The sequence below is a fragment of the Pseudogulbenkiania ferrooxidans 2002 genome (genome assembly GCF_000174355.1).
Classification (GTDB): Bacteria; Pseudomonadota; Gammaproteobacteria; order Burkholderiales; family Chromobacteriaceae; genus Pseudogulbenkiania; species Pseudogulbenkiania ferrooxidans.
In genome coordinates this window covers 197,763-220,275 of sequence record NZ_ACIS01000007.1, presented here as the reverse complement: position 1 = coordinate 220,275, position 22,513 = coordinate 197,763, and the positions used below count along the sequence as shown (strand labels likewise).

Genomic DNA, 22,513 nt, shown 5'->3' with positions numbered 1-22,513 from the left:
CGGCCGCAGGGGTTTGATGACAGAAACGGTAAAGACCGGCCCGCACGGCGGAAAGTTCAGCCGGGGAGCCGATCGGCATTACAAGCGGGTGGCCAGCGTCAGGCCGTCGCCCACCGGCAGTACCGCGAGCCGGATGCGGGGGTCGTGCTTCAGGCCGGCGTTGAAGGCGTGCATGATGTGCACCCCGGGCGGGTCTTCCGGGCGCGGTGAAACCACGCGGCCGCTGAGGAAGATGTTGTCGATGGCGATCACCCCGCCCGGCCGCACCAGCTTCAGGCACGCCTCGAAGTAGTCCGGGTAGGCCGGCTTGTCGGCGTCGATGAAGGCCAGGTCGAAGCTGCCGGCGCGGCCTTCGGCCAACAGCGCCTCCAGCGTCGCCAGCGCCGGCTGCAGCACCAGCCGGATGCGCCCGGCCACGCCGGCCTTCTGCCAGTACTCGCGGGCGATGGCGGTGAAGGTGTCGCTGACGTCGCAGGCCACCACCTCACTGTCCTCCGGCATGGCCAAGGCCACCGCCAGCGCGCTGTAGCCGGTGAACACCCCGATTTCCAGGTAGCGCCGCGCGCCGATCAGCTGCGCCAGCCAGGCCATGAACTGGCCCTGCTCCGGGGCGATCTGCATCTTGGCCAGGCGATGGCCGGCGGTGAAGGCGCGCAGCTCGGCCATCACCGGGTGTTCGGTGACGCCGATGTCCATCAGGTAGTCGTGCAGGGGCGTATCGAGTGGTACGGTGCGGCTGGTCATGTCAGGAACGGCATCTAGACGGCAAAACGCCCGTGAACACGGGCGTAGCGGGGAACGACCGGGACAGGCTCACTCCGGCTGGTAGACGTAGGGCTTCTGCGGCACGCGCGCCTCTTTCCAGCGGCGCTGGTCGTCGAGATCGACCTTGCGGTCCCACCAGGTCAGGCGCAGCTCGCGGCGCTCGCTGTCCACTTGCGGGTTCTTATCGAGAAATTGGGTCATGAAATCGGTGAATTCGGACTGGTACATGCGGGCTTTCCTCGGATCGTTGGCGGGCATTGTACTGCAAAAACCGGCCTGTGGATAAGTGTCTGTTCCATATAGGCGGCTACGCCTTCCCATCGTGAGCGCCGACAGACGGCGGCGGAGCGCGCGGCGCAGCGAAGCGACATCCTCAGGCACCCATGCCGGCTCTGTGCGCCGGCGGCATGCAGCCGGCCTGAGCTCGTCAGCCTGCGGGAGCGGGCGCCGGCGCCGCTCGTTGGCAGCGCTAACGCTCTGCCGCCCGTTGCTTGGCGCTGTACATGGTGCGGTCGGCCACCGCGAGCAGCTCCTCGATCGAGTCGCCATCGTGCGGATAAAACGCGGTGCCGATGCTGACGCCCAGTGTCACCGTGCCGCCGTCGATGTCGTACGGTTCCTGCAGGGCCAGCTGCAGCCGTTCGAGCACCTGCGCCACGTCGGCATCGGCGTCGACGTCCTCGAGCAGCACCACGAACTCGTCCCCGCCCAGCCGCGCCACGGTGTCCTCGCCGCGCAACACCTCGTTGAGACGCGCCGCGATCAGCTGCAGCACACGGTCGCCGGCAGCGTGGCCGTAGGTATCGTTGACCGGCTTGAAGCGGTCCATGTCGAGCAGCAGCAGCGCCAGGCGCTTGCCGTTGCGCCGTACCCGGCGGATGGCATGCTGCAACCGGTCCTCGAACAGGTTGCGGTTGGCCAGCCCGGTCAGGGCGTCGTGGTTGGCGAGATGGAACAGCTCCTGCTCACGCGCGACCCGGTCGACATGGCAGCGCAGCAGGTTGTTGACGCCGAACAACAGCACCGCCAGCAGCACCAGCGCCAACAGCGCCATGACCAGCCACTCGAACAGCCCGATCTGCGCCCAGCCCAGCTGCCAGCTGACCTTGAGCATCAGGCTCGGGGTCGAACCTCCGGTGCTGCGGCTCAACTCCAGGCTCGGAAACAGCAGCGTCTCGAATGGCCCCCGCGCCACGCGGCCGGTATCGAGGAAGCGCCCTTGCGGGTCCTGCTGGCCGTAGCGCTGATGCCACAGTTGCACCCGCATCCCGGGGGGGAGATTCAGGGGCCGCGGCAACAGGTCGTCGACGCGCAGCACCAGCGCCACGAACTGGCGATCGGGCAACAGCGCCGGCGCCGGCTGCAGCACGAACTCGTCGGCGGGGCGGATGATCAGGTAGCCCAGACGGCCGTCGCCCAGCGCGAACGGACGCGACAACGCCGGCAGCTCGCGCCGCTGCGACTGGCGCAGGGCGTCGTAGAGAAAATCGACGCGGCTGACGTCCATGCCCAAGGCCGGCGAGAACGGTGGCGGCAACTCGCCGGCCGGCATCATCGATACCACCGGGTAATAGCCGCCGCCCTCCAGCGTGAAGCGCGGCGGCTGGCGTCCCGGGTCGTAGCCGTGGATGGCGACGGGGCGCCCGCGGCGGGCGCTCAACTCGCGCTCGAAGGCGGCGCGTTCGTCCTCGTTCACGCGCCGCACGCGCAGCCCCAGCACAATCGCGCGATGGCGCTTGAACTGGCGCAGCAGCAGGCTGTGCTCGGTCAGCTCCCCGTGATGCTGGCCAAAGGTCGAGAAGCCGGCGTAACTGTCGAGCTGCGCCTCGGTGGCGTTCAGGCGCTGCGCGATATCCTCGGCGAGCCGTCCGGTGACGCGCTCCAATTCGCTTTCGGCCTGATGAACGGCACGGCTGGCGAACGCCACCCCGATCAGTGCGCACAGCACCAACCAGAGTAGCAAGGCAGCCGGATACAACCATTTCATCTTCATCGTGTTGCCAACAAGAGAACGGGGCGGAATCGGAAAACAGGGGAACGGCAGGCAGAAAAACCATAGGGCTCCCCCGTGGGAAGCCCTGTTCAGAACGCCGCGGACCGTCCCGCGAGCGCCGACATGCTACCGGACTCCCCGGGCGCCGTCACGGCTTCCAACACGCAAACGGCACCGTTAAAGACAACGACATGATCAGGCAGGCACATTGCCTGCACGTCATGAAAACGCGCCCGGCCGGGTCAGGCGCCGTCGGTACAGCGGCTCACCAGCCCGCGCCACTTTGCCGAAACCACGGTGCCGTTCTCATCCAGATTGGCCTCGGTGTGGCGGCCATCCGGCGTCAACTCGATGCTCAGGCCGCGCTTGCCGGAATACGGATTGACCAGGGTCAGCACGATGCCGCCATCGGCGCGGGTCTGCCGCGTCAGGTAATTGGCGGGAATACCCCATTTCTGCGCCCCGCCCTGGATGCAGTCGGCCGCCGCGGCAAGGCGCGGCGCGGGGGCGGTACTCGGTGCCGGCGGCACGGCGGCGGCCTGGGCGGAGGGCGCCGGGGCCGGACTGGCGGCACGCCTGCCGCCCGCCGTCTGGGGCGTGGCGCAGGCGGCGAGCGTCAGCGCCAGCACGACGGCGCAGAGACGGGTCAAGTGGGGTGGATTCATTGCGCACTCCTGTGGAACCGGTTCACGATCTTGCTCCGCGCAAGCGGACAACAGGCAACAGACCGCCACGCGCACCAATCGTTCATCACGGTGCTACCATGCACCCCGTTCTTTCCCACCGCCCCGGACGCTGGAGCACGAGCATGGAAACACGATGGCTGGAGGATTTTCTGGTGCTGGCGGAAACCGCCAGCTTCACCCGTTCGGCACAGGCGCGCCACCTGACCCAGCCGGCGTTCTCGCGCCGCATCCGCGCCCTGGAAGGCTGGATCGGCACCGAGCTGATCGACCGCACCTCGTACCCGACGCGGCTCACGCCGGCCGGCGAGGTGTTCCGCGAACACGCCGCCGCCATGCTCAACCAGATCCACGCCACCCGGGCACTGCTGCAGGGCATGCGTCCGCTGCCGGAAGACACGCTGGAGTTCGCCGTCCCCCACACGCTGTCGTTCTCGTTCTTCCCCAAGTGGCTGAGCCGAGTGGAACAGGGCTTCGGCCAACTGTCGTGCCGGCTGCAGGCGAGCAACGTGCACGACGCCCTGCTGGCCTTCGTCGAAGGCGGCAGCGACCTCCTGATGTGCTACCACCATCCCAAGCAACCGGTGGAACTGGAAGACGGCCGCTACCTCGGGCTCCGGCTCGGCGTGGAACGGCTGCGCCCCTACGCCCGCGCCGACCGCCAGCGCCAGCCGCGCTTCGCCCTGCCCGGCAGCGCGGCCGCCCCCGTGCCCTTCCTCGGCTACGCCGCCAGCGCCTACTTCCGGCTGATGACCGAGCAGATCCTGGCCGACGCGCCGGAACCCTGCCATCTGCACCTGCGCTACGAGACCGACATGGCCGAGGGGTTGAAGAACATGGTGCTGGAGGGGCACGGCGTGGCGTTCCTGCCACAAAGCGCGGTGGCGCGCGAAGTGCGCTACGGCCAGCTCGCCCCGGCCGCCGACGAGCGCTGGGGGGTGGACATGGAGCTGCGCCTCTATCGCAGCAAGAAGCGCAACCGGCCGGTGCTGGAAGCGTTCTGGCAGTACCTCGCCACCGAATACCCGGCGATCTGAGAACGGGCGCACCCGCCACAACCCAACACCTTGCCCAAACGGCGCCTGTCCGCAGGGATTCGCGTCGCAAGAGTGAAGCACGGCGCCCCTATCGCCGGCGAGCTCCGCCACTGGCGGAGCAAGGCAGCACAGCGCTCACAAGGCCATGGTGTCTCCCCCCATCCTGCGCACTGCCGCCGCCTCACCGACAAGCCCCGGGCAGGCCGCCCCCTGCCCTGCGCCTTTATCCCCCAGCGCCAGTATCCGGGCCGCCGCCGCCCAGGTTATGCAAAAAAAGCATGACGCGATCGGCATTCGGAATTGGCCAGCCGGCACCGCCCTCACCTACAGTGCGCCCTGTCCCTTACCACAACACGACAACGACAAAACCCATGACTACTCGTAGCGAACACGACCTGCTCGGCGACCGCGACGTACCGGCCGATGCTTACTGGGGCGTGCATACCCTGCGCGCCATCGAGAACTTCCCGATCACCGGCCAGACCATCGCCGGCTACGCCAACCTGATCGCGGCGCTGGCCGCCATCAAGCAGGCCGCCGCGCTGAGCAACCGCGAGCTGGGCCTCTTGGACGCCCCGCGCGCCGACGCCATCGTCGCCGCCTGCGAGGAAATCCGCGCCGGCAAGCTGCACGAGCAGTTCGTGGTGGACGTGATCCAGGGCGGCGCCGGCACCTCGACCAACATGAACGCCAACGAGGTGATCGCCAACCGCGCGCTGGAGCTGATGGGCCACGCCAAGGGCGAGTACCGCCACCTGCACCCCAACGAGCACGTCAACCTGTGCCAGAGCACCAACGACGTCTACCCGACCTCGCTGCGTCTGGCCACCTACTGGGGCGTGCAGCAGCTGCTGGCCGCGATGGCCGAGCTGCGTGAATCGTTCGCCGCCAAGGCCGAGGAATTCGGCGACGTGCTGAAGATGGGCCGCACCCAGCTGCAGGACGCGGTACCGATGACGCTGGGCCAGGAATTCCAGACCTACGCGGTGATGCTGGGCGAGGACGAGCAGCGCCTGCAGGAAGCCTCGCGCCTGATGCTGGAAATCAACCTCGGCGCCACCGCCATCGGCACCGGCATCTGCGCCCACCCGGAATACGTCCCCCTGGTGTGCCGCCAGCTGTCGGCGCTGACCGGCCTGGAGCTGATCACCTCGCCCAACCTGATCGAAGCCACCCAGGATTGCGGCGCCTTCGTGCAGCTCTCGGGCGTGCTCAAGCGCGTCGCGGTCAAGCTCTCCAAGACCTGCAACGACCTGCGCCTGCTGTCGTCCGGCCCGCGCGCCGGCCTGGGTGAAATCAACCTGCCGGCACGCCAGGCCGGCTCGTCGATCATGCCGGGCAAGGTCAACCCGGTGATCCCGGAAGTGGTGACCCAGGTCGCCTACGAAGTGATCGGCAACGACCTCACCGTGACCATGGCGGCGGAAGCCGGCCAGCTGCAATTGAACGCCTTCGAGCCGGTCATCGCCTACAGCCTGTTCCGCAGCGTGAACCACCTGACCCAGGCCTGCCGCACGCTGTCCGACAACTGCGTCAAGGGCATCACCGCCAACCGCGACTTCCTGCGCAGCCAGGTGGAAAACTCGATCGGCCTGGTCACCGCGCTCAACCCCTACATCGGCTACGCCGCGGCCACCGAAGTGGCGGCCGAAGCGCACGCCAGCGGCGGCGGCGTCTACGACATCGTGCTGAAACGCGGCCTGATGAGCCGCGACCAGCTCGACGCCGTGCTCAACCCGGCCGCGCTGACCCAACCGCGTTGGGTCACGCTGTAACCGACATCTCCTTGGATGGAGTGTGAAGCGACCTGCCTCCATGGCAGAACTTGCAGGGTTGCCCTCCGGGGCAACCCTTTTTTTGTTTGGAGGATGTCAGGCAGCGCGCCGGCCCTGATCGGGTGGGCAGGTCTTACAACAGCACGCCGCTGGCGTCCGGCTGTGGTCCGGTGGTCAGCGGCTCGTTCAGCAGCATCAGCAGGTTGCTTTCGATGGTGTGGCACAGCGCGTTGAGCGGCAGGTCGTTGGGCAGGGTATCGAACGGGTCCTCGATCTGGTCGCCCAGGGTATCGAGCCCGAAGAAGGTGTAGGACACGATGCCCACCACCAGCGGCGTCATCACCCCGACGCTGTCCACCAGGCCGAACGGCAGCAGGTAGCAGTAGAGGTGCACGGTACGGTGCAGCAGCAGGATGTAGGCGTAGGGGATCGGGGTGTGGCGGATGCGCTCGCAGCCGCCGTAGGCGTGCGACAGCAGCGAGATCTGCTCGTCGATGTTGGCCAGCAGCTGCGGCGACACCCGTCCCGCGCGGCCCAGCGCGGCGTAGGCGGCGCCGATGCGCTCGAGCAGCATGTTGGGGCGGTTGGGCTGCGCCAGCACCGCGGCGCACTCGCCGGCCGGCAGCAGCCGGGCCAGGTCGGCGGACGGGTCGCTGCCGCGCAGCTGGTGGCGCAGGACATGGGCGAACGCCGCCAGCCGGTACAGCAGGACTTTCTTCTCTTCCGCCTCGAGATGGTCGACCAGCGTCAGGGTCTGCCGGCCGAGGTTGCGCGTCACCACCAGCACTTCGCCCCACAGCTTGCGCGCTTCCCAGAAGCGGTCGTAGCTGACGCTGTTGCGAAAGCCGAGGAAGATCGCCAGGGTCAGGCCGATCAGCGAAAACGGCGTCGGCGTCAGGGTGATCTTGAGCGGCCCCAGCGTGCCGTGCACCACCGTCACCAGCACCGCGACACCGACGGTGAACAGCACGCGGCGCCACACCACCGGCACCACCGAGCCGCGCATCGAAAATAACAGGGAGAAAGTGGAGGGCGAGGCAGGACGGACGATCATGGCGGGTTCAGCGGGCAAAGCGCCATTCTAGCCCCGGATCGCCTTTTCGTGCACTGCAACATTGGTCGCATTGACCATCCACCGCCGCTCCACAGCTTACCCTCAGGCCATCCACAGAGTTGTCCACAGCCTTGCGGCCGGGGCAGTCAGGTTGGCCGAAGACGCAGGGCAACGCGCTTCGGCCAACGTAGCGCGATGGCCGCTACTGCGCGCTCCAGCCACCGTCGATCGGCAGCGCCACCCCGGTCAGGTTGTGCGCCCAGTCGCCGCAGAGCATCGCCACCGCCTCGCCGATGTCGGACGGCTGGCTCATGCGTCCGGACGGCTGCTTGTCCAGCACCAGCGCCTTCAGGCCGGCGTCACGGTCGCCGCCGAAGGCGGCCGCGCGCGCCTGGATCTGCGGCTCGATCAGCGCGGTTTCCACCCAGCCCGGGCAGATCGCGTTCACCGTCACCCCGCTCTGCGCGTATTCCAACGCCGCCACCTTGGTCAGCCCGACCAGCCCGAACTTGCTCGCCACGTACGGCGCCTTGTTGACCGATGCCACCAGCCCGTGCACCGAGGCGATGTTGACCACGCGCCCCCAGCCGCGCCCCGCCATGCCGGGCAGCAGCGCCTGCATCAGCAAGAACGCGGCCGACAGGTTGACGGCGAGGATGGCCTGCCACAGCTCGGCCGGCATCGCCGCCACGCTCGCGGTGTGCTGCATGCCGGCGTTGTTGACCAGCACGTCGACAGGACGCCAGCGCTGCACCGCTTCGGCCAACCCCTGCACCGCGGCGGGGTCGCGCAGGTCGCCGTCGAAGAACGCGGCGTCGGCGGCGCCGGCCTGGCGCACCATGCCCAGCGCCTCGTCGCGCTGCGCGGGAGTCGCCAGGCCATGCAGGCCGATGGCCCAGCCGTTGGCGGCGAGACGGCAGGCGACGGCCAGGCCGATGCCGGAAGTGGAACCGGTGATGAAGGCGGTGCGGGTCATGGACGATCTCCTCTCGTGGCGATGGCTCAAGCTTAGCCGCTATCGCGCCAGTGGCTAAGCGAGGGCGGCGCCGGCCAAGGCAAGAAAAAACGCGCCCGATGCAGCATCGGGCGCGTTGTTGTTGCGCTCAGGTCGAGCCCGCTGACTCAGCGGTGATCGACCTCTCAGGCCAGGCGGCCATGGCACTGCTTGTACTTCTGGCCGCTGCCGCACGGGCACGGGTCGTTGCGGCCGATGCGCAGGCCCTGCGCCGCCAGTGCCGCCGGCGCGTACGGATTGTTCTCGTCGTCCGCCGCGGCCAGTGCCGAACCCGGCTCGGCGTGCTGCAGTTCGACCTCCGGCAGCTCGTGCGGCTCGACCGCGTCCATGTCTTCCTGGCTGCGGATTTGCACCGTCATCAGCACGCTGACCACGCTCTTCTTGATGCGCTCGAGCATGTCGGCAAACAGTTCGAAGGCCTCGCGCTTGTACTCCTGCTTGGGGTTCTTCTGGGCGTAGCCGCGCAGGTGGATGCCCTGGCGCAGGTGGTCCATCGACGACAGGTGCTCGCGCCAGTGGTTGTCCAGCATCTGCAGCACCAGCGAGCGCTCGAACTGACGCATCGCCGGCTCGCCGGCCAGCTCGACCTTGGCCTGGTAGATCGCCTCGGCCTGCTTGATGATGCGTTCGCGGATTTCCGGGATGTCGAGGTTGGGCGCGGCCTTGAGCCAGTCCGCCACCGGGGCCTCGAGCTGGTACTCGCTCTCCAGGGTCTTCTCCAGCCCCGGCAGGTCCCACTGCTCTTCCATCGATTCCGGCGGCAGGTGCAGGTCGACCAGGTCGGACAGCACGCCCTCGCGCATATTGGTGACGATGGCGCTGACGTCTTCCTCGTCGAGGATTTCGTTGCGCTGCTGGTAGATCACCTTGCGCTGGTCGTTGGCGACGTCGTCGTACTCCAGCAACTGCTTGCGGATGTCGAAGTTGCGGCCTTCCACCTTGCGCTGGGCGTTCTCGATGGAACGGCTCACCCAGGGGTGCTCGATGGCTTCGCCCACCGGCATCTTCAGGCGCTCCATGATCGCCGACACGCGGTCGGAGGCGAAAATGCGCAGCAACGGGTCTTCCAGGCTGAGGTAGAAGCGCGAGGAACCCGGGTCGCCCTGGCGGCCGGAACGGCCGCGCAGCTGGTTGTCGATGCGGCGCGACTCGTGGCGTTCGGTGCCGACGATGTGCAGGCCGCCGGCGCCCAGCACCTGCTCGTGGCGCAGCGACCACTCGCTGCGGATGGCGGCGATGCGTGCGGTCTTGTCCTGTTCGGCCAGGCTCTCGTCGTTCTCGACCGCGCGGATTTCCGGCTCCGGATTGCCGCCCAGCACGATGTCGGTACCGCGACCGGCCATGTTGGTGGCGACGGTGATCACGCCGGGACGGCCGGCCTGCACCACGATGTCGGCTTCGCGCGCGTGTTCCTTGGCGTTCAGCACGTTGTGCGGCAGCTTGGCCTGGCTCAGCAGGGCGGCGATCAGCTCCGAGTTCTCGATCGAGGTGGTGCCGACCAGCACCGGCTGGCCGCGCTCGTGGCAGTCCTTGATGTCGGCCAGGATGGCGTCGTACTTCTCCTGCGCGGTGCGGTAGACCTTGTCGTGCGCGTCCTTGCGGATCATCGGCTTGTTGGTCGGAATCACCACGGTTTCCAGGTTGTAGATGCTCTGGAACTCGAACGCCTCGGTGTCGGCGGTGCCGGTCATGCCGGACAGCTTGCCGTACAGGCGGAAGTAATTCTGGAAGGTGATCGAGGCCAGCGTCTGGTTCTCGCGGTTCACCGTCACGCCTTCCTTGGCTTCGACGGCCTGGTGCAGGCCCTCGGACCAGCGGCGGCCCGGCATCAGGCGGCCGGTGAATTCGTCGACGATGATGATCTCGCCGTCCTGCACCACGTAGTGCTGGTCGCGGTGGTACAGCGCGTGGGCGCGCAGCGCGGCCATCAGGTGGTGCATCAGCGTGATGTTGGTGGCCGAGTACAGGCTGTCGCCTTCCTTCAGCAGGCCCATCTGGGTCAGGATCTCTTCGGCACGCTCGTGACCGCGCTCGGACAGCAGCACCGAGTGCGCCTTCTCGTCCACCCAGTAGTCGCCCTCGCCCTCTTCTTCCTGCTGACGCTCCAGGAGCGGCGGCACCACGTTCATGCGCTGGTACATCTCGACGTTGTCTTCGGCCGGGCCGGAGATGATCAAGGGCGTTCTCGCCTCGTCGATCAGGATCGAGTCGACCTCGTCGACCACGGCGAAGGCCAGCTTCTTCTGCACCTTCTCCTCGGTGCTGAACACCATGTTGTCGCGCAGGTAGTCGAAGCCGAATTCGTTGTTGGTGCCGTAGGTGATGTCGGCGGCGTAGGCTTCCTGCTTCAGGTGGTGCGGCATCTGCGACAGGTTCACGCCCACGGTCAGGCCGAGGAAGTTGTACAGCTTGGCCATGATGCCGGCGTCGCGGCTGGCCAGGTAGTCGTTGACCGTCACCACGTGCACGCCGTTGCCGGTGAGCGCGTTGAGGTAGGACGGCAGCGTGGCGACCAGGGTCTTGCCCTCGCCGGTGCGCATCTCGGCGATCTTGCCGTCGTTGAGCACCATGCCGCCGATCAGCTGCACGTCGAAGTGGCGCATGCCGAGCACCCGGCGCGAGGCCTCGCGGCACACCGCGAAGGCTTCCGGCAGCAGCGCGTCGAGGCTTTCCCCGCTGGCGAGGCGCTGGCGGAAGTGCGGGGTCTTGCCGGCGAGGTCTTCGTCCGACAGCGCGCGCAGGCCGTCTTCCAGCGCGTTGATACGGGCCACTACCTGGCGGTATTGCTTCAGCAGCCGGTCGTTACGGCTACCGAACACTTTCTTGAGAAGCGTGGAAATCATCGGTTTTCGAATCCAGAGGCCAAGCGGGCCGGAAAAATGGGGAAAAGTGTAGCACAAGCACTGACCACGTAATGGGGGCAAAGTTGTGGCGCGTCAAGGGAACCCCGGAAAAACCGGTCGCACGCGCCGCGAATCGCCCATCATGGCGGCAATCGGCTAGAATTCGCGCCATGAGCAGTCTTTCTTTCCGCGACATCGCCCGCCAGGACAGCCGCCTGTCGCGCCTGGCCAGCGAGGCCAAGGCGCTGATGGCGCTGGACACGGCCTTTCGCCGCCTGCTGCCGGCGCCCCTCTCCGACTACTGCCGCGCGGTGCGCATCCGCGACGGCGAGCTGGTGGTGTACGCCGACAACGGCGTGGTGGCGGCGCGGCTGAAGATGATCGGCCCGGGCCTGCTGCCGGCGCTGACCGACCGCGGCTACCCGGCGAGCAAGATCCGCGTCAAGGTCGACATCCGCTTCAAGCCGCCGGTCAAGCCGCCCAAGGCGCTGGCGATCAGCCCGGCGGCGCTCGAGCGCATCGAGGAAGCCGCCGCCAGCGTCAGCAACCCGCTGGTGAGCGCGGCGCTGTCGCGACTGCTGGCGCACCACCGCCGCGGCTGAGTCCTTCCGCCGCACTCCCGCCGACCAGACCGCCCCCTTGACCTGCGTCAACCGGCGCAGCGCCCGCGCATGCCAGAATCATTTTCTTTGTTTGCTTCAGGCTCTCTTCAAGAAAATGAACCATCTCCGTATCGGCCAGCGGCTGGCACTCGGCTTCGGCGGCATGACCCTGCTGGTGGCGCTGCTGCTGGCGGTCCAGCTCACCGGTCTTAGCCGGCTGCGCGATCATCTCGACGAGGTGGCGCTCGACCACAACCGCACCGTCGAGCTGACCACCCGCCTTACCTACAATCTGCAAAGCCAGCGCACCGTCTACCGCGACGCGGTGATGTTTCCGGATGAGCCCAGCAAGCGTCAGGCCGTCGCCAAGATGGCCACGGCACGCCTCGACTACGACGCCACGCTGCACGAACTGGAGCAACACTGGCAGCGCTACACCCCCGGCGCCGCGGAGCGGGCGCTGCTGGAGCAGGCGGCCCGCCAGCGCCGCCAGGCCGAACCGGTGATCGACCGCATGATGCAGCTCGGGCTCGCCAACGACGTGCCCGGCGCCATCGCGGTGATGAACGCGCAGTTGATCCCCGCCGTGCGCCCCTGGCGCGAGGCGCTGGAAGCGCTGATCGCCGCGGAACAGGCCAGGACGCGCGCCGCGCTGGACGACGCCGCGCGGGCCTACGCCCAGGCCAAATGGATCGGCCTTGGCGCCGGCGGCGGCATCATCCTGCTGAGCCTGCTGGCCGGCTGGCTGATCACCCGCGGCATCACGGTGCCGATGCGGCGCATGGTCGGCGCGGTACGCGCCATCGCCGGCGGCGACCTCAGTGTCACGCTGCCGCCCGCAGGACGCGACGAGACCGGCCAGGTGCTGGGCGCCATGCAGCAGATGAGCGGCAACCTCGCCAGCAGCGTGGCGACGGTGCAACACAGCGCTGGCGAACTGGAGCGGCTGGCCGAGACGCTGGCGCAGATGTCGGCGCAGCTCCTGGGCGCGGCGCGCGAGCAGTCGCGGGCCTCGGCCGAATCGGCCGGTTCCATCGAGGAGCTGTCGGTCAGCGTAGCTTCGGTGGCCGACGTCAGCGACGCCATGCACCAGGCGGCGGACCATGCGCTGGCGAGCAGCCGCCAGGGCACGGCGCAGCTCGCCACCCTGGTGGACGAGGTGGGGCGGGTGGAAGCGGTGGTGGGCCGCACCGCCGAGCTGGTCGGCGCCTTCCTCGCCAAGAGCCGCGACATCGCCGGCATGACCAGCGAGGTGCGCGACATCGCCGACCAGACCAACCTCTTGGCGCTCAACGCCGCGATCGAGGCGGCGCGCGCCGGCGAGCAGGGGCGCGGCTTCGCCGTGGTGGCCGACGAGGTGCGCAAGCTGGCGGAAAAGTCGGCGGCTTCGGCCAACGAGATCGACCGCGTCACGCTGCTGCTCGACAGCCAGTCGCACACCCTGGAAGCGTCCATCGCCGAAGGCCTGGCGGCGCTGGCGAGCAGCCGCCGCTACGTCGAGAGCGTGGGCGACGGCCTCAAGCGCAACGAGACCGCGGCGCAGGCCTCGCGCGACCAGGCGCAGGGCATCGCCAGCGCGATGCAGCAACAGCACGTCGCCAGCCGCGACATCGCCGGCAGCATGGAGTGCGTGGCCGGTGCCGCCGAGCAGAGCGCGGCGGTGGCGGAAAGCCTCGCCGGCGGCGTCACGCAGCTGGTCGAACTGGCGCACCAGCTCGGCCACAGCGTACGGCGCTTCCGCGTCTGAACGCCCCCGGCCCCGCCGGGGCGTCAAGGTGGAGGTCCACTGAATCCAACAGCCCCGCAGGCGATGCTTGCGGGGCTGTTTCCTTTACGACGCGGAGGATTATCAGGCCCCTCTCGCATGCCTCGGCCTAGACAGGCGCAGTTCGGCCTGGCCATCAGATCGGCAGGGCGGCGTGGGCGGCGCTTTCGCGCCCCTGCGGTACGCGCCCCCCCGACACCCGGCCGCGACGGCGGAGTAATACGGAAGTGGTGGACAGCCGGGCGCGCGCTTGAGGTATGCTGTACGGCAAGCGGTTTTAAACATGCGCCACGCATCTTTAAAACCGTTTGCCTATTGGACCCACCATGCTCACCCTCACCCCGCACCCGCTGCGCCGCGTGCTCAACGACGAGGCGCACGCCCGCCCGTACGCCTCGATTCCGTCGCCGGCACGGCTGACCTCGCTGACCCTGTACTACGACTACGACGACGCCAGCCAGCGCGAGGCACTGGCCGAGCTGGCCCAGATGCTGGCCCTGCCGGCCCCGTTCGGCCACGCCGCGCACTACACCGCGAATGCCGGCGACCTGACGGTACGCTGGTCGCTACACGCGGAGTTCGCGCGCTACACCTTCATCCTCTCCGGCGATTTTTCCGAGCCCTTCGACCGCACCGCGCTCGACCGCCTGCCCTCGAGCTGGCTCGACCGCCTGCCCGGCACGGTGCTGGTGGCGCTGCACGCGGTGCTGCTCAAGGGCGGCTCGGCCAGCACTCCGGACGAGATCGCGGCGCGCTGGTTCGGCGGCGGCGAGCTTATCGGTTCGCGCATCGGCGACGGCAACGGCATCGCCTACACCGACCTGCAGCTGCACCCCGACCCGCGCCTGCCGGAGGGCTTCTCGCGCTACGTGGTGCTGGACGAGGAGATGGGACCGAACCAGTCCGGGCGCATGCTGCAGCGCCTGTTCGAGATCGAGACCTACCGCATGCTGGCGCTGTTGGCGCTGCCCATCGCCAAGGAGCAGATGCGCGAGCTCGACCGGCTCGACGTGGTGCTGCGCTCGCTGACCGAGCGCATGGGCAAGCCGGACAGCGGCGACGCCCAGCTGCTCACCGAGCTGGAAGACCTCTCCACGCGCGCCGAACAGCTGATCTCGGAGAGCCAGTACCGCATTTCCGCCACGCGCGCCTACTACTCGCTGGTGGAGCGCCGCATCGGCGAGCTGCGCGAGAGCCGCCTGCCCGGCATGCAGCCGTTCCACGAATTCATGGAACGGCGCATGGCACCGGCGATGAGCACCTGCGACACCGTGGTGAAGCGCCAGGACCGCCTCACCGACCGCCTGCAGCGCAGCACCGCGCTGCTGCGCACCCGCGTCGAGGTGCTGCACGAGGAACAGAACCGCGCCTTACTGGCCAGCATGGACCGCCGCGCCGCGATGCAGCTGCGCCTGCAGGAGACGGTGGAAGGGCTGTCGGTGGGGGTGCTGACCTACTACATCGTGAGCCTGCTGTCCTACCTGCTCAAGGCCGTCAAGGCCGCCGGCGTGCACCTCAACACCGAACTCGCCACCGGCATCGCCATCCCGATCGTGGCGACGGCGGTGTGGTACGGCGTGCGCAAGGTGCGCGACGGACTGGGGCACTGAGACGCCGTTGGCGCGCGGGGGCGGCGGCCGCGTAGCGGGCCGCTGGAGGAAGGGGCCCCTGCCTGCCCGAGCCTGGCGGGGAGGCCCAGCGCCACGCCGCTCGGTGCGGCGCGACTTGCACTTTCCTTAACGCATATCAAATGAATAAATCATTTACTTATTGCATGCGCAAATTGATTTAAAACACAATATGCTCGTTATTTATAATGAGCATCCATCATGCGTCCTGCTTCCTCCCGCCGCCTGCGCCCGATCCTGATCAGCTTCATCGCCGTCACCATCGCCCTGCTGCTGGCGCAAGGCGTGGCGATGGTCGCCTCCCTGAACCGGCTGTACCAGGCCAGCCGCACCGAACACCAGGTGACCAACGTGCTGGCCGGGGCCATGAAGGAAGCGCGCTATCACGTGGTGCAGATCCAGCAGTTTCTCACCGACGTCTGCGCCACCGGCGAGCGCGACGGCTTTGCCGACGCCGCGACCCACTTCCGCGCGGTGAACCGCGATCTCGACCAGATCGCGGCACTGAGCCAGGAACAGGCCCCGGCGGCGCAGCAGATCAAGCCGCTGGTGGAACAGTTCTACCTGGTCGGCAAGCAGATGGCCGAGGTCTACGTGCGCGACGGCCGCGAGGCCGGCAACCTGATCATGAAGGCCAAGGGCAGCGGCTTCGACGACCGTGCCGAGGCCCTCACCCACGCCCTGGACGACCTGGAGAAGCAGCTGGAGCAGGCTCGGGCCGCCACCATCGGCGACGACGAACGGCAGCTGCTGCAGGCACGCCAGCTCGCCATCGTGCTGGGCACGCTGCTGGTGCTGCTGGTGGTGGGCGGCGGGATCTGGCTGTATCGCCGTGTGTTCGGCCTCTTGGGCGGCGAGCCGGCCCTGGCCGTCGCCCTGACGCAGCGCATCGCCGGCGGCGACCTGTCCCAGCCGCTCCCCGCGACCCGGCAGGGCAGCCTGCTGGCGGCCCTGGCCGAGATGCAGCAGCAGCTACGCGACACCACCGGACAGATTCACCGCATGGCGGGCGAAGTGAAGGGCAGCGTCGGCTTGCTGACCCGATCGGCACACGATGTGCAGCACAGCTCGCACACCCAGAACGAGGCCACGCGCACCATGGCGGTGGCGGTGGAGGAGGTGCTGCAAAGCATCTCGCAGCTCGGCCAGCAGAGCCGCGACGTCGGCACCGAGGCGCTGGACGCCGGCCAGGTGGTCGGCGAGTGCGAGCACCTGATCCACGCCGCCGCCGACGAGATCGGCGCGGTGGCCGAACGCATCGGCGGCACCGCGCAGGCGATCGAGGCGCTGCAGCAGCAGACCGACGCCATCGCCACCATTACCCGCACCATCCACGACATCGCCGACCAGACCAACCTGCTGGCGCTCAACGCCGCCATCGAGGCGGCGCGCGCCGGCGAACAGGGGCGGGGTTTCGCCGTGGTGGCCGACGAGGTGCGCAAGCTGGCGGAACGCACCGGCCTGGCGACGGTGGAAATATCGCAACAGATCGGCACCATCCACGCCGGCATGCAGGACGTGGTGACGCTGATGCGGGCCAGCGTCGCGGCGTCCGCCGAAGGCGTGGCGCAGACGCGCTCGGCGAGCCAGGCCATCAGCGGCATCCGTGACAACACCGGGCGCATCGCCGAGCACATCGACGGCATCACGCTGTCGCTGACGGAGCAGCAGCAGGCGATGCGCGATATCGCGCAGCGCATCGAGGTGGTGGCCAGCATGACCGAAGCCAACCAGCAGACGGTGGACGCCACCGCCAGCGCCGCCGACCAGCTGGCCCAGAGCGCGCACGGCCTCAACTTCGCCGTGGCTGCGTTCCGCTGCTGAAGCAGACCCCGAGGTTGGCCCCGGCCGCCGTCATCGTGCTGCAACAGCGGCGCTCTACACTCGCCGGCTTCACCACCCTGCCGCGAGACCGTCCGATGCTGTCACCCGCCCTGCCCGTCGCCCGTCCCGACTTCTACCTAGCCCCCGGCGGCGCCACGCCGGAAGTGGATTTCCGCTTCCACAGCGGCCGCCTGCTGCTGCGCGGGGTGAGCTGCCCGGAGGACGCCGCCGCCTTCTACGACCGGCTGTTCCGGCCGCTGACCCCGTACCTGGCCGGCCTCGACCACGGCGAGGTGGCCCTGACGCTGGCGCTGACCCGGCTCGACGCCGACAGCGCCAACCAGCTCCTGACCCTGGCCGACCTGCTCAACAACGCCCAGGCCAAGGGCAGCCGCGTGCACTGCCACGTGTTTCACGACGAGGACGACGCCCGGCTGCAGGCGTTCCACCGCGTGCTGGCACACGAGTTTCCCGGCCTGCTGGCTGCGCCGCTGGCGCAGGTAGCGTAGGCATAAAAAACGGCCGTCGGCCCGGAGGCAGACGGCCCAGTGGTGACGCACACGCCACCCTCGAAAGGGCTCAGGCTCTGGTAATGGCCTGACGCACTTGTTCCAGACTCGCCGGATCGTCCAGCGTGGTGAGATCGCCCGGATCGCGCCCTTCGGCAATGGCCTGGATGGAACGGCGCAGCACCTTGCCGGAGCGGGTCTTGGGCAACTGGTTGACGAAGAACACCCGCGCCGGGTTGGCGATCGCGCCCAGCTCGTGCGCGACGCGGGCGATCACTTCCTTCTCCAGCGCGGCGCGGCGCACCGGGTCGGCCAGCATGCTCGGGTCGCGCACCACGGCGAAGGCCTGCGGCACCTGCCCCTTGAGCGCGTCGGCCACCCCCACCACCGCCACCTCGGCGATGGCGCCGTGGCCGGAAACCGCCTCCTCGATCTCGCGCGTGCCGAGGCGATGGCCGGCGACGTTGATCACGTCGTCGGTGCGGCCGAGGATGGTGATGTAGCCGTCGGCGTCGCGCACCCCCCAGTCGAACGAGGAATACAGCAGCCGATCGGCGAAGCCGCCGAAATAGGTGTTGAGGAAGCGCTCGTCCTGCCCCCACACCGTGCTCAGGCAGCCCGGCGGCAGCGGCGGCACGATGGCGATCACGCCCTTCTCGCCGACCCCGACCTCCTCGCCGCTGGCCTCGTCGACCAACTTGAGGTTGTAGCCGTACACCGGCAGGCCGGGGCTGCCGACCTTGACCGGCTGCGGCGCCACGCCGTTGCACACGGTGAGCATCGGCCAGCCGGTCTCGGTCTGCCAGTAGTTGTCAATCACCGGTACCTTCAGTTCGCCGGCGATCCAGTTGGCGGTCGGCTCGTCCAGCGGCTCGCCGGCGAGGAACAGCGCCTTGAGGCTGGAGAGGTCGTGGCGGTGCAGGTAGGCCGGGTCCTGCTTCTTCAGCACGCGGATCGCGGTCGGCGCCGAGAACATCACCGAGACGCGGTACTTTTCCACGAGCTGCCACCACACCGCCGGGTCCGGGTTGGTCGGCAGGCCCTCGTACACCAGCGTCGCCATGCCGGCGATGAGCGGGCCGTAGACGATGTAGGAATGCCCCACCACCCAGCCGATGTCCGAGGTGGAGAAGAAGGTCTCGCCGGCCGCGCCGCCGTAGATGTAGTCCATGCTCGCCGCCAGCGCCACGGCGTAGCCGCCGGTGTCGCGCTCGACCCCCTTGGGCTTGCCGGTGGTGCCGGAGGTATAGAGGATGTAGCTGGGATGGCTCGATTCCACCCAGGTCACCTCGGCGCGGTCGTCCAGGTGCTGCGCGCGCAGCGTGGCGTAGTCGAGGTCGCGCCCCGGCTTCATCATCGGCGCTTCGGCCAGGCCGCGGTTGACCAGGATCACCTTGCCCGGCGCCGCCGCCCCGGCCAGCTCCAGCGCCTCGTCCACCAGCGGCTTGTAGGCGATCACCTTGCCGCCGCGCAGCCCGGCGTCGGCGGTCACCATCACCTTGGGCTGGGCGTCCTCGATGCGCGCCGCCAGGCTGGCCGAGGCGAAGCCGCCGAACACCACCGAATGCACCGCCCCCAGCCGCACCGTGGCCAGCATGGCGAACACCGCCTCGGCGATCATCGGCATGTAGATCAGCACGCGGTCGCCCTTGCCCACCCCCTGCGCCTGCAGGATGGCGGCAAAGCGCGCCACTTCCTGTTGCAGTTCGGCAAAGCTGTAAACCCGTTCCTCTCCGGTCTCGCTCGAGACGTAGATCAAGGCCGCCTGATCGCCCCGCCCGGCCACGTGCCGGTCCACCGCGTTGTGACAGAGGTTGGTCTCGCCGCCGACGAACCAGCGCCGAAACGGCGGCTTGTCGTAGGCCAGCACCTTGTCGTAGGGACGGTACCAGTCGATGCGAGCCGCCTCGCGCCCCCAGAAAACCTCGGGCTGATCAATGGACTGGCGATGAAAATCGCGGTATGCGGTCATGCGGTCTCTCCTCCGTGCCGGCGTCTGGCGCGCCGTTGTGCGTAATGACGACAATTCAACCAAGCGGTTGCTCGAATCCCACCTTACCCCACACTCGCAGCAGGGTCAAACGATTCCGCAAGGCGCTGTTTTTCCGCCGCAACAGCCGCCCTCGCCCCTGCCGCACTGGCACGGCCTTGCCGCTTTGCGGTAATCTCAACGCATTCCCATCAAGATTTCGCAGGACCCCGAACATGGACGTCAAGGACTACATGCAGCGCGTCGGCCGCGCCGCCCGCGCCGCCAGCCGCGCCATCGCCCGCGCCGACACCCTCCAGAAAAACCAGGCCTTGCTGGCCATGGCCGACGCCGTCGAGCGCGACAGCGAGCAACTCATCGCCGCCAACATGCTCGATCTGGAAGCCGCGCGCCAGAACGGCCTGGAAGAAGCCTTCATCGACCGCCTGACGCTGTCGGACAAGACCATCCACGGCATGGCCGAGGGCCTGCGCCAGATCGCCGCGCTGCCCGACCCGGTGGGCGAGATGGACGACTTCACCTACCGTCCGTCCGGCATCCAGCTGGGCAAGATGCGCGTGCCGCTGGGTGTCATCGGCATCATCTACGAGGCCCGTCCCAACGTCACCGCCGACGCCGCCGGGCTGTGCCTGAAATCGGGCAACGCCACCATCCTGCGCGGCGGCTCGGAAGCCTTCCACAGCAACCAGGCCATCGCCCGCTGCGTGCACGAAGGGCTGCGCCTGGCCGGCCTGCCGGCCGAAGCGGTACAGGTGATCGAAACCACCGACCGCGCCGCGGTGGGCGAGCTCATCACCATGCCCGAGTACGTCGACGTGATCGTGCCGCGCGGCGGCAAGGGGCTGATCGCGCGCATCAGCCAGGACGCGCGCGTGCCGGTGATCAAGCACCTGGACGGCAACTGCCACGTCTATGTCGACGACACCGCCAACCCGGACAAGGCCGTGGCCATCGTGGTCAACGCCAAGACCCAGCGCTACGCGCCGTGCAACACCATGGAAACGCTGCTGGTGCACGAAGCCTCCGCCGAATTCATGCTGCCGAAGCTGGCTGCCCCGCTGTGGGAAAAAGGTGTGGAACTGCGCGGCTGCGAACGCACCCGCATCATCCTCGGCGACCAGGTGGTGCCGGCGGCCGAGGACGACTGGTACGCCGAATACTCGGCGCCGATCCTGGCGGTGAAGGTGGTGAAGGACCTCGACGAGGCGATCCAGCACATCAACGACTACGGCAGCCACCACACCGACGCCATCGTCAGCGAGGACTACAGCCGCACCCGCCGCTTCCTGCGCGAGGTGGACTCGGCCAGCGTGATGGTCAACGCCAGCACGCGCTTCGCCGACGGCTTCGAGTACGGCCTGGGCGCCGAGATCGGCATCTCCACCGACAAGATCCACGCACGCGGCCCGGTCGGCCTGCACGGGCTGACCAGCCAGAAGTGGGTGGTGCTGGGTGACGGCCAGGTGCGCAGCTGAGGGTGGGCTAGCACGAAAAGGAGAAAGCGGGCTGCGGCCCGCTTTTTTGTTGTCGCCGCCGACCGCGGCTAAACAATGACGCTCATTCCTTCAATGACACCATTGCTGCTCGCAGGGCACGCCGTCGTGGTTACCATCCATCTTCACGCCAGGGCAGTTCTTCAAGAAATACGTGGCTTCTTCACAGGAGGTCATCTGCGAGCAATAGATTCGGCCATCGCAGGTGAACGTAGGCGCTGCTGCCGATGGTTTTTTCCACAAGCCACCGCCCGGCCCAGACTCACCCGCTTCGGCAACGGTCCCATTGGCGGCAAGGGTATACGCTTGGTACTTGCCATATCCCTTCCAGCCGAGAAAACCTATCAGCAACACGATGATCAGTTTTTTCATGAGGAAATCCTCAATGCAAGAACTCAATCATCATATAACAGATGCGATGCTGCCTAGCCCAAGCGAAGGAAATCATATCTTCGGCCAACCTCTTGCTGTATTCACTGCCACTCACCCCAACAAGAATCCCCTCCGCCCTTCTGCCGCGCCGTCTGGCTGACTGGCGGCGAGGTCTTAAGCGGCGGGCTGTTTGAGTGCCGCGACGTTAGCGCGGCGCGAGTTCCCACCGCGCCTCGCCGGCCGACTCGGCCAGACGGATAGAGCGGCAGCGGGCTCGCCTTTTCTTTGGTGACTTTCTTTTGGCGAGACAAAAGAAAGTCACCCGCCTGCCGGGCGGGACCGGCAACCCTATCTGTAACCATCAGCAGTCGGAGTCAGTACGCAAACATCCGCAACTCAATGATGATGGACTTGGGGGCAACACCTACCTTCATTAATACCCCCTCAGGCAATACGGCGGATCGCCGCCACCGACTCGAACTCCTCCTCCGGGGCACAGTGCCGCAGCGATTCGATGCTGCCGTAACCCCACGCCACCGCGCCGAACGCCACCCCGGCACGGTGTGCCGCCTCGCCGTCGGTGATCTGGTCGCCGATGTAGATCGCCTCGTTGCCCGCTACCGCCGCCCGTGCCAGAACCTTCTTGATCCGGGAACGCTTACCGAAGATCGACATGCCGCACTCGACGTGGCGGAACAGCGACAGGCGCTCTGCGCCGAGGATGCGGCGCACGTTGTCAGCGGAATTGCCGGTAATGAGGGACAACGTCACCCCCTGCTGCGCGAGGTAGCGCAGGCTCTCCTCCACGCCGTCGAACAGCACGATGGCATCGGCCTGGCGGCGCATCAACGCAATGCCGCTACGCGCTACCAGAGGCAGCTTCCAGTTAGGCAGGCCAACGTGGCTCATGATCTGTCTGGCACTGTAGTGCCGGAACAGCGGAATATCGTGCGGCTCGATCTTCTTGAAACCATGCAGATCGGCCAGTTGGTTCAACATGCCGGTGAATACGGGGAAGGAATCGACGAGGGTGCCGTCGAAATCGAATATGGCCAAACGGTAGGTCATGACAGCAAGGGGAACCAGATGTCGCGACTGGCGCGACCACGTACACACATGAGATGCCAAAATCATACCATCGTCATGACAACTCGGGAAACGACCG

18 protein-coding genes are annotated in these 22,513 nt (G+C 67.7%); 8 read left to right on the top strand and 10 right to left on the bottom strand.

Annotated features, from left to right (window positions below; translation table 11 throughout):
• Nucleotides 1–78: 78 nt before the first annotated feature.
• The 4 genes from FURADRAFT_RS13685 to FURADRAFT_RS13670 form a co-directional block, all read right to left on the bottom strand.
• The gene (locus tag FURADRAFT_RS13685; RefSeq protein WP_008954762.1) at nucleotides 79–744 is read right to left on the bottom strand and encodes a class I SAM-dependent methyltransferase; all 666 of its coding nucleotides are present in this window, start codon (nucleotides 742–744) and stop codon (nucleotides 79–81) included.
• Nucleotides 745–813: 69 nt separating this feature from the next.
• Nucleotides 814–993, bottom strand: coding sequence for a DUF3460 family protein (locus tag FURADRAFT_RS13680; protein WP_008954761.1), 180 nt, complete (start codon nucleotides 991–993; stop codon nucleotides 814–816).
• A 241-nt stretch (nucleotides 994–1,234) separates the two neighbouring features.
• Nucleotides 1,235–2,752, bottom strand: a complete 1,518-nt coding sequence (locus FURADRAFT_RS13675; RefSeq protein WP_236261591.1) for a sensor domain-containing diguanylate cyclase — start codon at nucleotides 2,750–2,752, stop codon at nucleotides 1,235–1,237.
• A gap of 248 nt (nucleotides 2,753–3,000) precedes the next feature.
• On the bottom strand, nucleotides 3,001–3,423 hold the full coding sequence (locus tag FURADRAFT_RS13670; RefSeq protein WP_008954759.1) for a hypothetical protein: 423 nt from the start codon (nucleotides 3,421–3,423) through the stop codon (nucleotides 3,001–3,003).
• A 143-nt stretch (nucleotides 3,424–3,566) separates the two neighbouring features.
• Between FURADRAFT_RS13670 and FURADRAFT_RS13665 the strand changes: the two genes are divergently transcribed.
• Nucleotides 3,567–4,478 (top strand): LysR substrate-binding domain-containing protein, encoded by a 912-nt coding sequence (locus FURADRAFT_RS13665; protein ID WP_008954758.1) that lies wholly within the window; start codon nucleotides 3,567–3,569, stop codon nucleotides 4,476–4,478.
• A 371-nt stretch (nucleotides 4,479–4,849) separates the two neighbouring features.
• Complete coding sequence (aspA, locus tag FURADRAFT_RS13660; RefSeq protein WP_008954757.1) at nucleotides 4,850–6,253, top strand: aspartate ammonia-lyase; 1,404 nt, start codon at nucleotides 4,850–4,852, stop codon at nucleotides 6,251–6,253.
• Between the two features lie 133 nt (nucleotides 6,254–6,386).
• Here the strand turns inward: aspA and FURADRAFT_RS13655 are convergent, their stop codons facing one another.
• The 3 genes from FURADRAFT_RS13655 to secA all read right to left on the bottom strand — a co-directional run bounded on the left by FURADRAFT_RS13655 (nucleotide 6,387) and on the right by secA (nucleotide 11,165).
• The gene (locus tag FURADRAFT_RS13655; RefSeq protein ID WP_008954756.1) at nucleotides 6,387–7,307 is read right to left on the bottom strand and encodes a bestrophin family protein; all 921 of its coding nucleotides are present in this window, start codon (nucleotides 7,305–7,307) and stop codon (nucleotides 6,387–6,389) included.
• A 202-nt stretch (nucleotides 7,308–7,509) separates the two neighbouring features.
• Nucleotides 7,510–8,283, bottom strand: coding sequence for a 3-hydroxybutyrate dehydrogenase (locus FURADRAFT_RS13650; protein ID WP_008954755.1), 774 nt, complete (start codon nucleotides 8,281–8,283; stop codon nucleotides 7,510–7,512).
• A gap of 164 nt (nucleotides 8,284–8,447) precedes the next feature.
• Nucleotides 8,448–11,165, bottom strand: coding sequence for a preprotein translocase subunit SecA (gene secA, locus FURADRAFT_RS13645; RefSeq protein WP_008954754.1), 2,718 nt, complete (start codon nucleotides 11,163–11,165; stop codon nucleotides 8,448–8,450).
• Nucleotides 11,166–11,335: 170 nt separating this feature from the next.
• Here secA and FURADRAFT_RS13640 point away from each other — a divergent pair, with 170 nt between their 5' ends.
• The 5 genes from FURADRAFT_RS13640 to FURADRAFT_RS13620 all read left to right on the top strand — a co-directional run bounded on the left by FURADRAFT_RS13640 (nucleotide 11,336) and on the right by FURADRAFT_RS13620 (nucleotide 17,493).
• Nucleotides 11,336–11,767: a DUF721 domain-containing protein gene (locus FURADRAFT_RS13640; protein WP_008954753.1), complete on the top strand. Its 432-nt coding sequence runs from the start codon at nucleotides 11,336–11,338 to the stop codon at nucleotides 11,765–11,767.
• Between the two features lie 115 nt (nucleotides 11,768–11,882).
• Nucleotides 11,883–13,514 carry a methyl-accepting chemotaxis protein gene (locus FURADRAFT_RS13635; RefSeq protein WP_008954752.1) on the top strand — a complete coding sequence of 544 codons (1,632 nt, stop codon included), beginning with the start codon at nucleotides 11,883–11,885 and terminating at the stop codon, nucleotides 13,512–13,514.
• Nucleotides 13,515–13,858: 344 nt separating this feature from the next.
• Entirely contained in the window at nucleotides 13,859–15,142 is a 1,284-nt protein-coding gene (locus FURADRAFT_RS13630) for a DUF3422 family protein (RefSeq protein WP_008954751.1), read from the top strand.
• Nucleotides 15,143–15,361: 219 nt separating this feature from the next.
• The gene (locus FURADRAFT_RS13625; RefSeq protein ID WP_008954750.1) at nucleotides 15,362–16,984 is read left to right on the top strand and encodes a methyl-accepting chemotaxis protein; all 1,623 of its coding nucleotides are present in this window, start codon (nucleotides 15,362–15,364) and stop codon (nucleotides 16,982–16,984) included.
• A 14-nt stretch (nucleotides 16,985–16,998) separates the two neighbouring features.
• Nucleotides 16,999–17,493, top strand: a complete 495-nt coding sequence (locus FURADRAFT_RS13620) for a SiaC family regulatory phosphoprotein (protein ID WP_236261590.1) — start codon at nucleotides 16,999–17,001, stop codon at nucleotides 17,491–17,493.
• A 70-nt stretch (nucleotides 17,494–17,563) separates the two neighbouring features.
• Here the strand turns inward: FURADRAFT_RS13620 and FURADRAFT_RS13615 are convergent, their stop codons facing one another.
• Nucleotides 17,564–19,519: a propionate--CoA ligase gene (locus FURADRAFT_RS13615; RefSeq protein WP_268869735.1), complete on the bottom strand. Its 1,956-nt coding sequence runs from the start codon at nucleotides 19,517–19,519 to the stop codon at nucleotides 17,564–17,566.
• Between the two features lie 179 nt (nucleotides 19,520–19,698).
• On the opposite strand from FURADRAFT_RS13615, the gene FURADRAFT_RS13610 reads away from it, so the two are divergent.
• The gene (locus FURADRAFT_RS13610; protein ID WP_008954747.1) at nucleotides 19,699–20,958 is read left to right on the top strand and encodes a glutamate-5-semialdehyde dehydrogenase; all 1,260 of its coding nucleotides are present in this window, start codon (nucleotides 19,699–19,701) and stop codon (nucleotides 20,956–20,958) included.
• A 90-nt stretch (nucleotides 20,959–21,048) separates the two neighbouring features.
• Here FURADRAFT_RS13610 and FURADRAFT_RS21375 read toward each other — a convergent pair whose 3' ends face one another.
• Nucleotides 21,049–21,348, bottom strand: a complete 300-nt coding sequence (locus FURADRAFT_RS21375; protein ID WP_008954746.1) for an excalibur calcium-binding domain-containing protein — start codon at nucleotides 21,346–21,348, stop codon at nucleotides 21,049–21,051.
• 444 nt (nucleotides 21,349–21,792) lie between these two features.
• Nucleotides 21,793–22,416, bottom strand: a complete 624-nt coding sequence (locus tag FURADRAFT_RS13600; RefSeq protein WP_008954745.1) for an HAD hydrolase-like protein — start codon at nucleotides 22,414–22,416, stop codon at nucleotides 21,793–21,795.
• Nucleotides 22,417–22,513 lie beyond the last annotated feature (97 nt).

Excerpts from the sequence above, each read along its gene's own strand:
- FURADRAFT_RS13670 (WP_008954759.1), bottom strand. The coding sequence starts at position 3,423 with ATGAATCCACCCCACTTGACCCGTCTCTGCGCCGTCGTGCTGGCGCTG.
- FURADRAFT_RS13675 (WP_236261591.1), bottom strand. The coding sequence starts at position 2,752 with ATGAAATGGTTGTATCCGGCTGCCTTGCTACTCTGGTTGGTGCTGTGC.
- FURADRAFT_RS13680 (WP_008954761.1), bottom strand. The coding sequence starts at position 993 with ATGTACCAGTCCGAATTCACCGATTTCATGACCCAATTTCTCGATAAG.
- FURADRAFT_RS13650 (WP_008954755.1), bottom strand. The coding sequence starts at position 8,283 with ATGACCCGCACCGCCTTCATCACCGGTTCCACTTCCGGCATCGGCCTG.
- FURADRAFT_RS21375 (WP_008954746.1), bottom strand. The coding sequence starts at position 21,348 with ATGAAAAAACTGATCATCGTGTTGCTGATAGGTTTTCTCGGCTGGAAG.
- FURADRAFT_RS13655 (WP_008954756.1), bottom strand. The coding sequence starts at position 7,307 with ATGATCGTCCGTCCTGCCTCGCCCTCCACTTTCTCCCTGTTATTTTCG.
- FURADRAFT_RS13635 (WP_008954752.1), top strand. The coding sequence starts at position 11,883 with ATGAACCATCTCCGTATCGGCCAGCGGCTGGCACTCGGCTTCGGCGGC.
- FURADRAFT_RS13610 (WP_008954747.1), top strand. The coding sequence starts at position 19,699 with ATGGACGTCAAGGACTACATGCAGCGCGTCGGCCGCGCCGCCCGCGCC.
- FURADRAFT_RS13630 (WP_008954751.1), top strand. The coding sequence starts at position 13,859 with ATGCTCACCCTCACCCCGCACCCGCTGCGCCGCGTGCTCAACGACGAG.
- FURADRAFT_RS13685 (WP_008954762.1), bottom strand. The coding sequence starts at position 744 with ATGACCAGCCGCACCGTACCACTCGATACGCCCCTGCACGACTACCTG.
- FURADRAFT_RS13640 (WP_008954753.1), top strand. The coding sequence starts at position 11,336 with ATGAGCAGTCTTTCTTTCCGCGACATCGCCCGCCAGGACAGCCGCCTG.
- FURADRAFT_RS13625 (WP_008954750.1), top strand. The coding sequence starts at position 15,362 with ATGCGTCCTGCTTCCTCCCGCCGCCTGCGCCCGATCCTGATCAGCTTC.
- FURADRAFT_RS13600 (WP_008954745.1), bottom strand. The coding sequence starts at position 22,416 with ATGACCTACCGTTTGGCCATATTCGATTTCGACGGCACCCTCGTCGAT.
- aspA (WP_008954757.1), top strand. The coding sequence starts at position 4,850 with ATGACTACTCGTAGCGAACACGACCTGCTCGGCGACCGCGACGTACCG.
- secA (WP_008954754.1), bottom strand. The coding sequence starts at position 11,165 with ATGATTTCCACGCTTCTCAAGAAAGTGTTCGGTAGCCGTAACGACCGG.
- FURADRAFT_RS13665 (WP_008954758.1), top strand. The coding sequence starts at position 3,567 with ATGGAAACACGATGGCTGGAGGATTTTCTGGTGCTGGCGGAAACCGCC.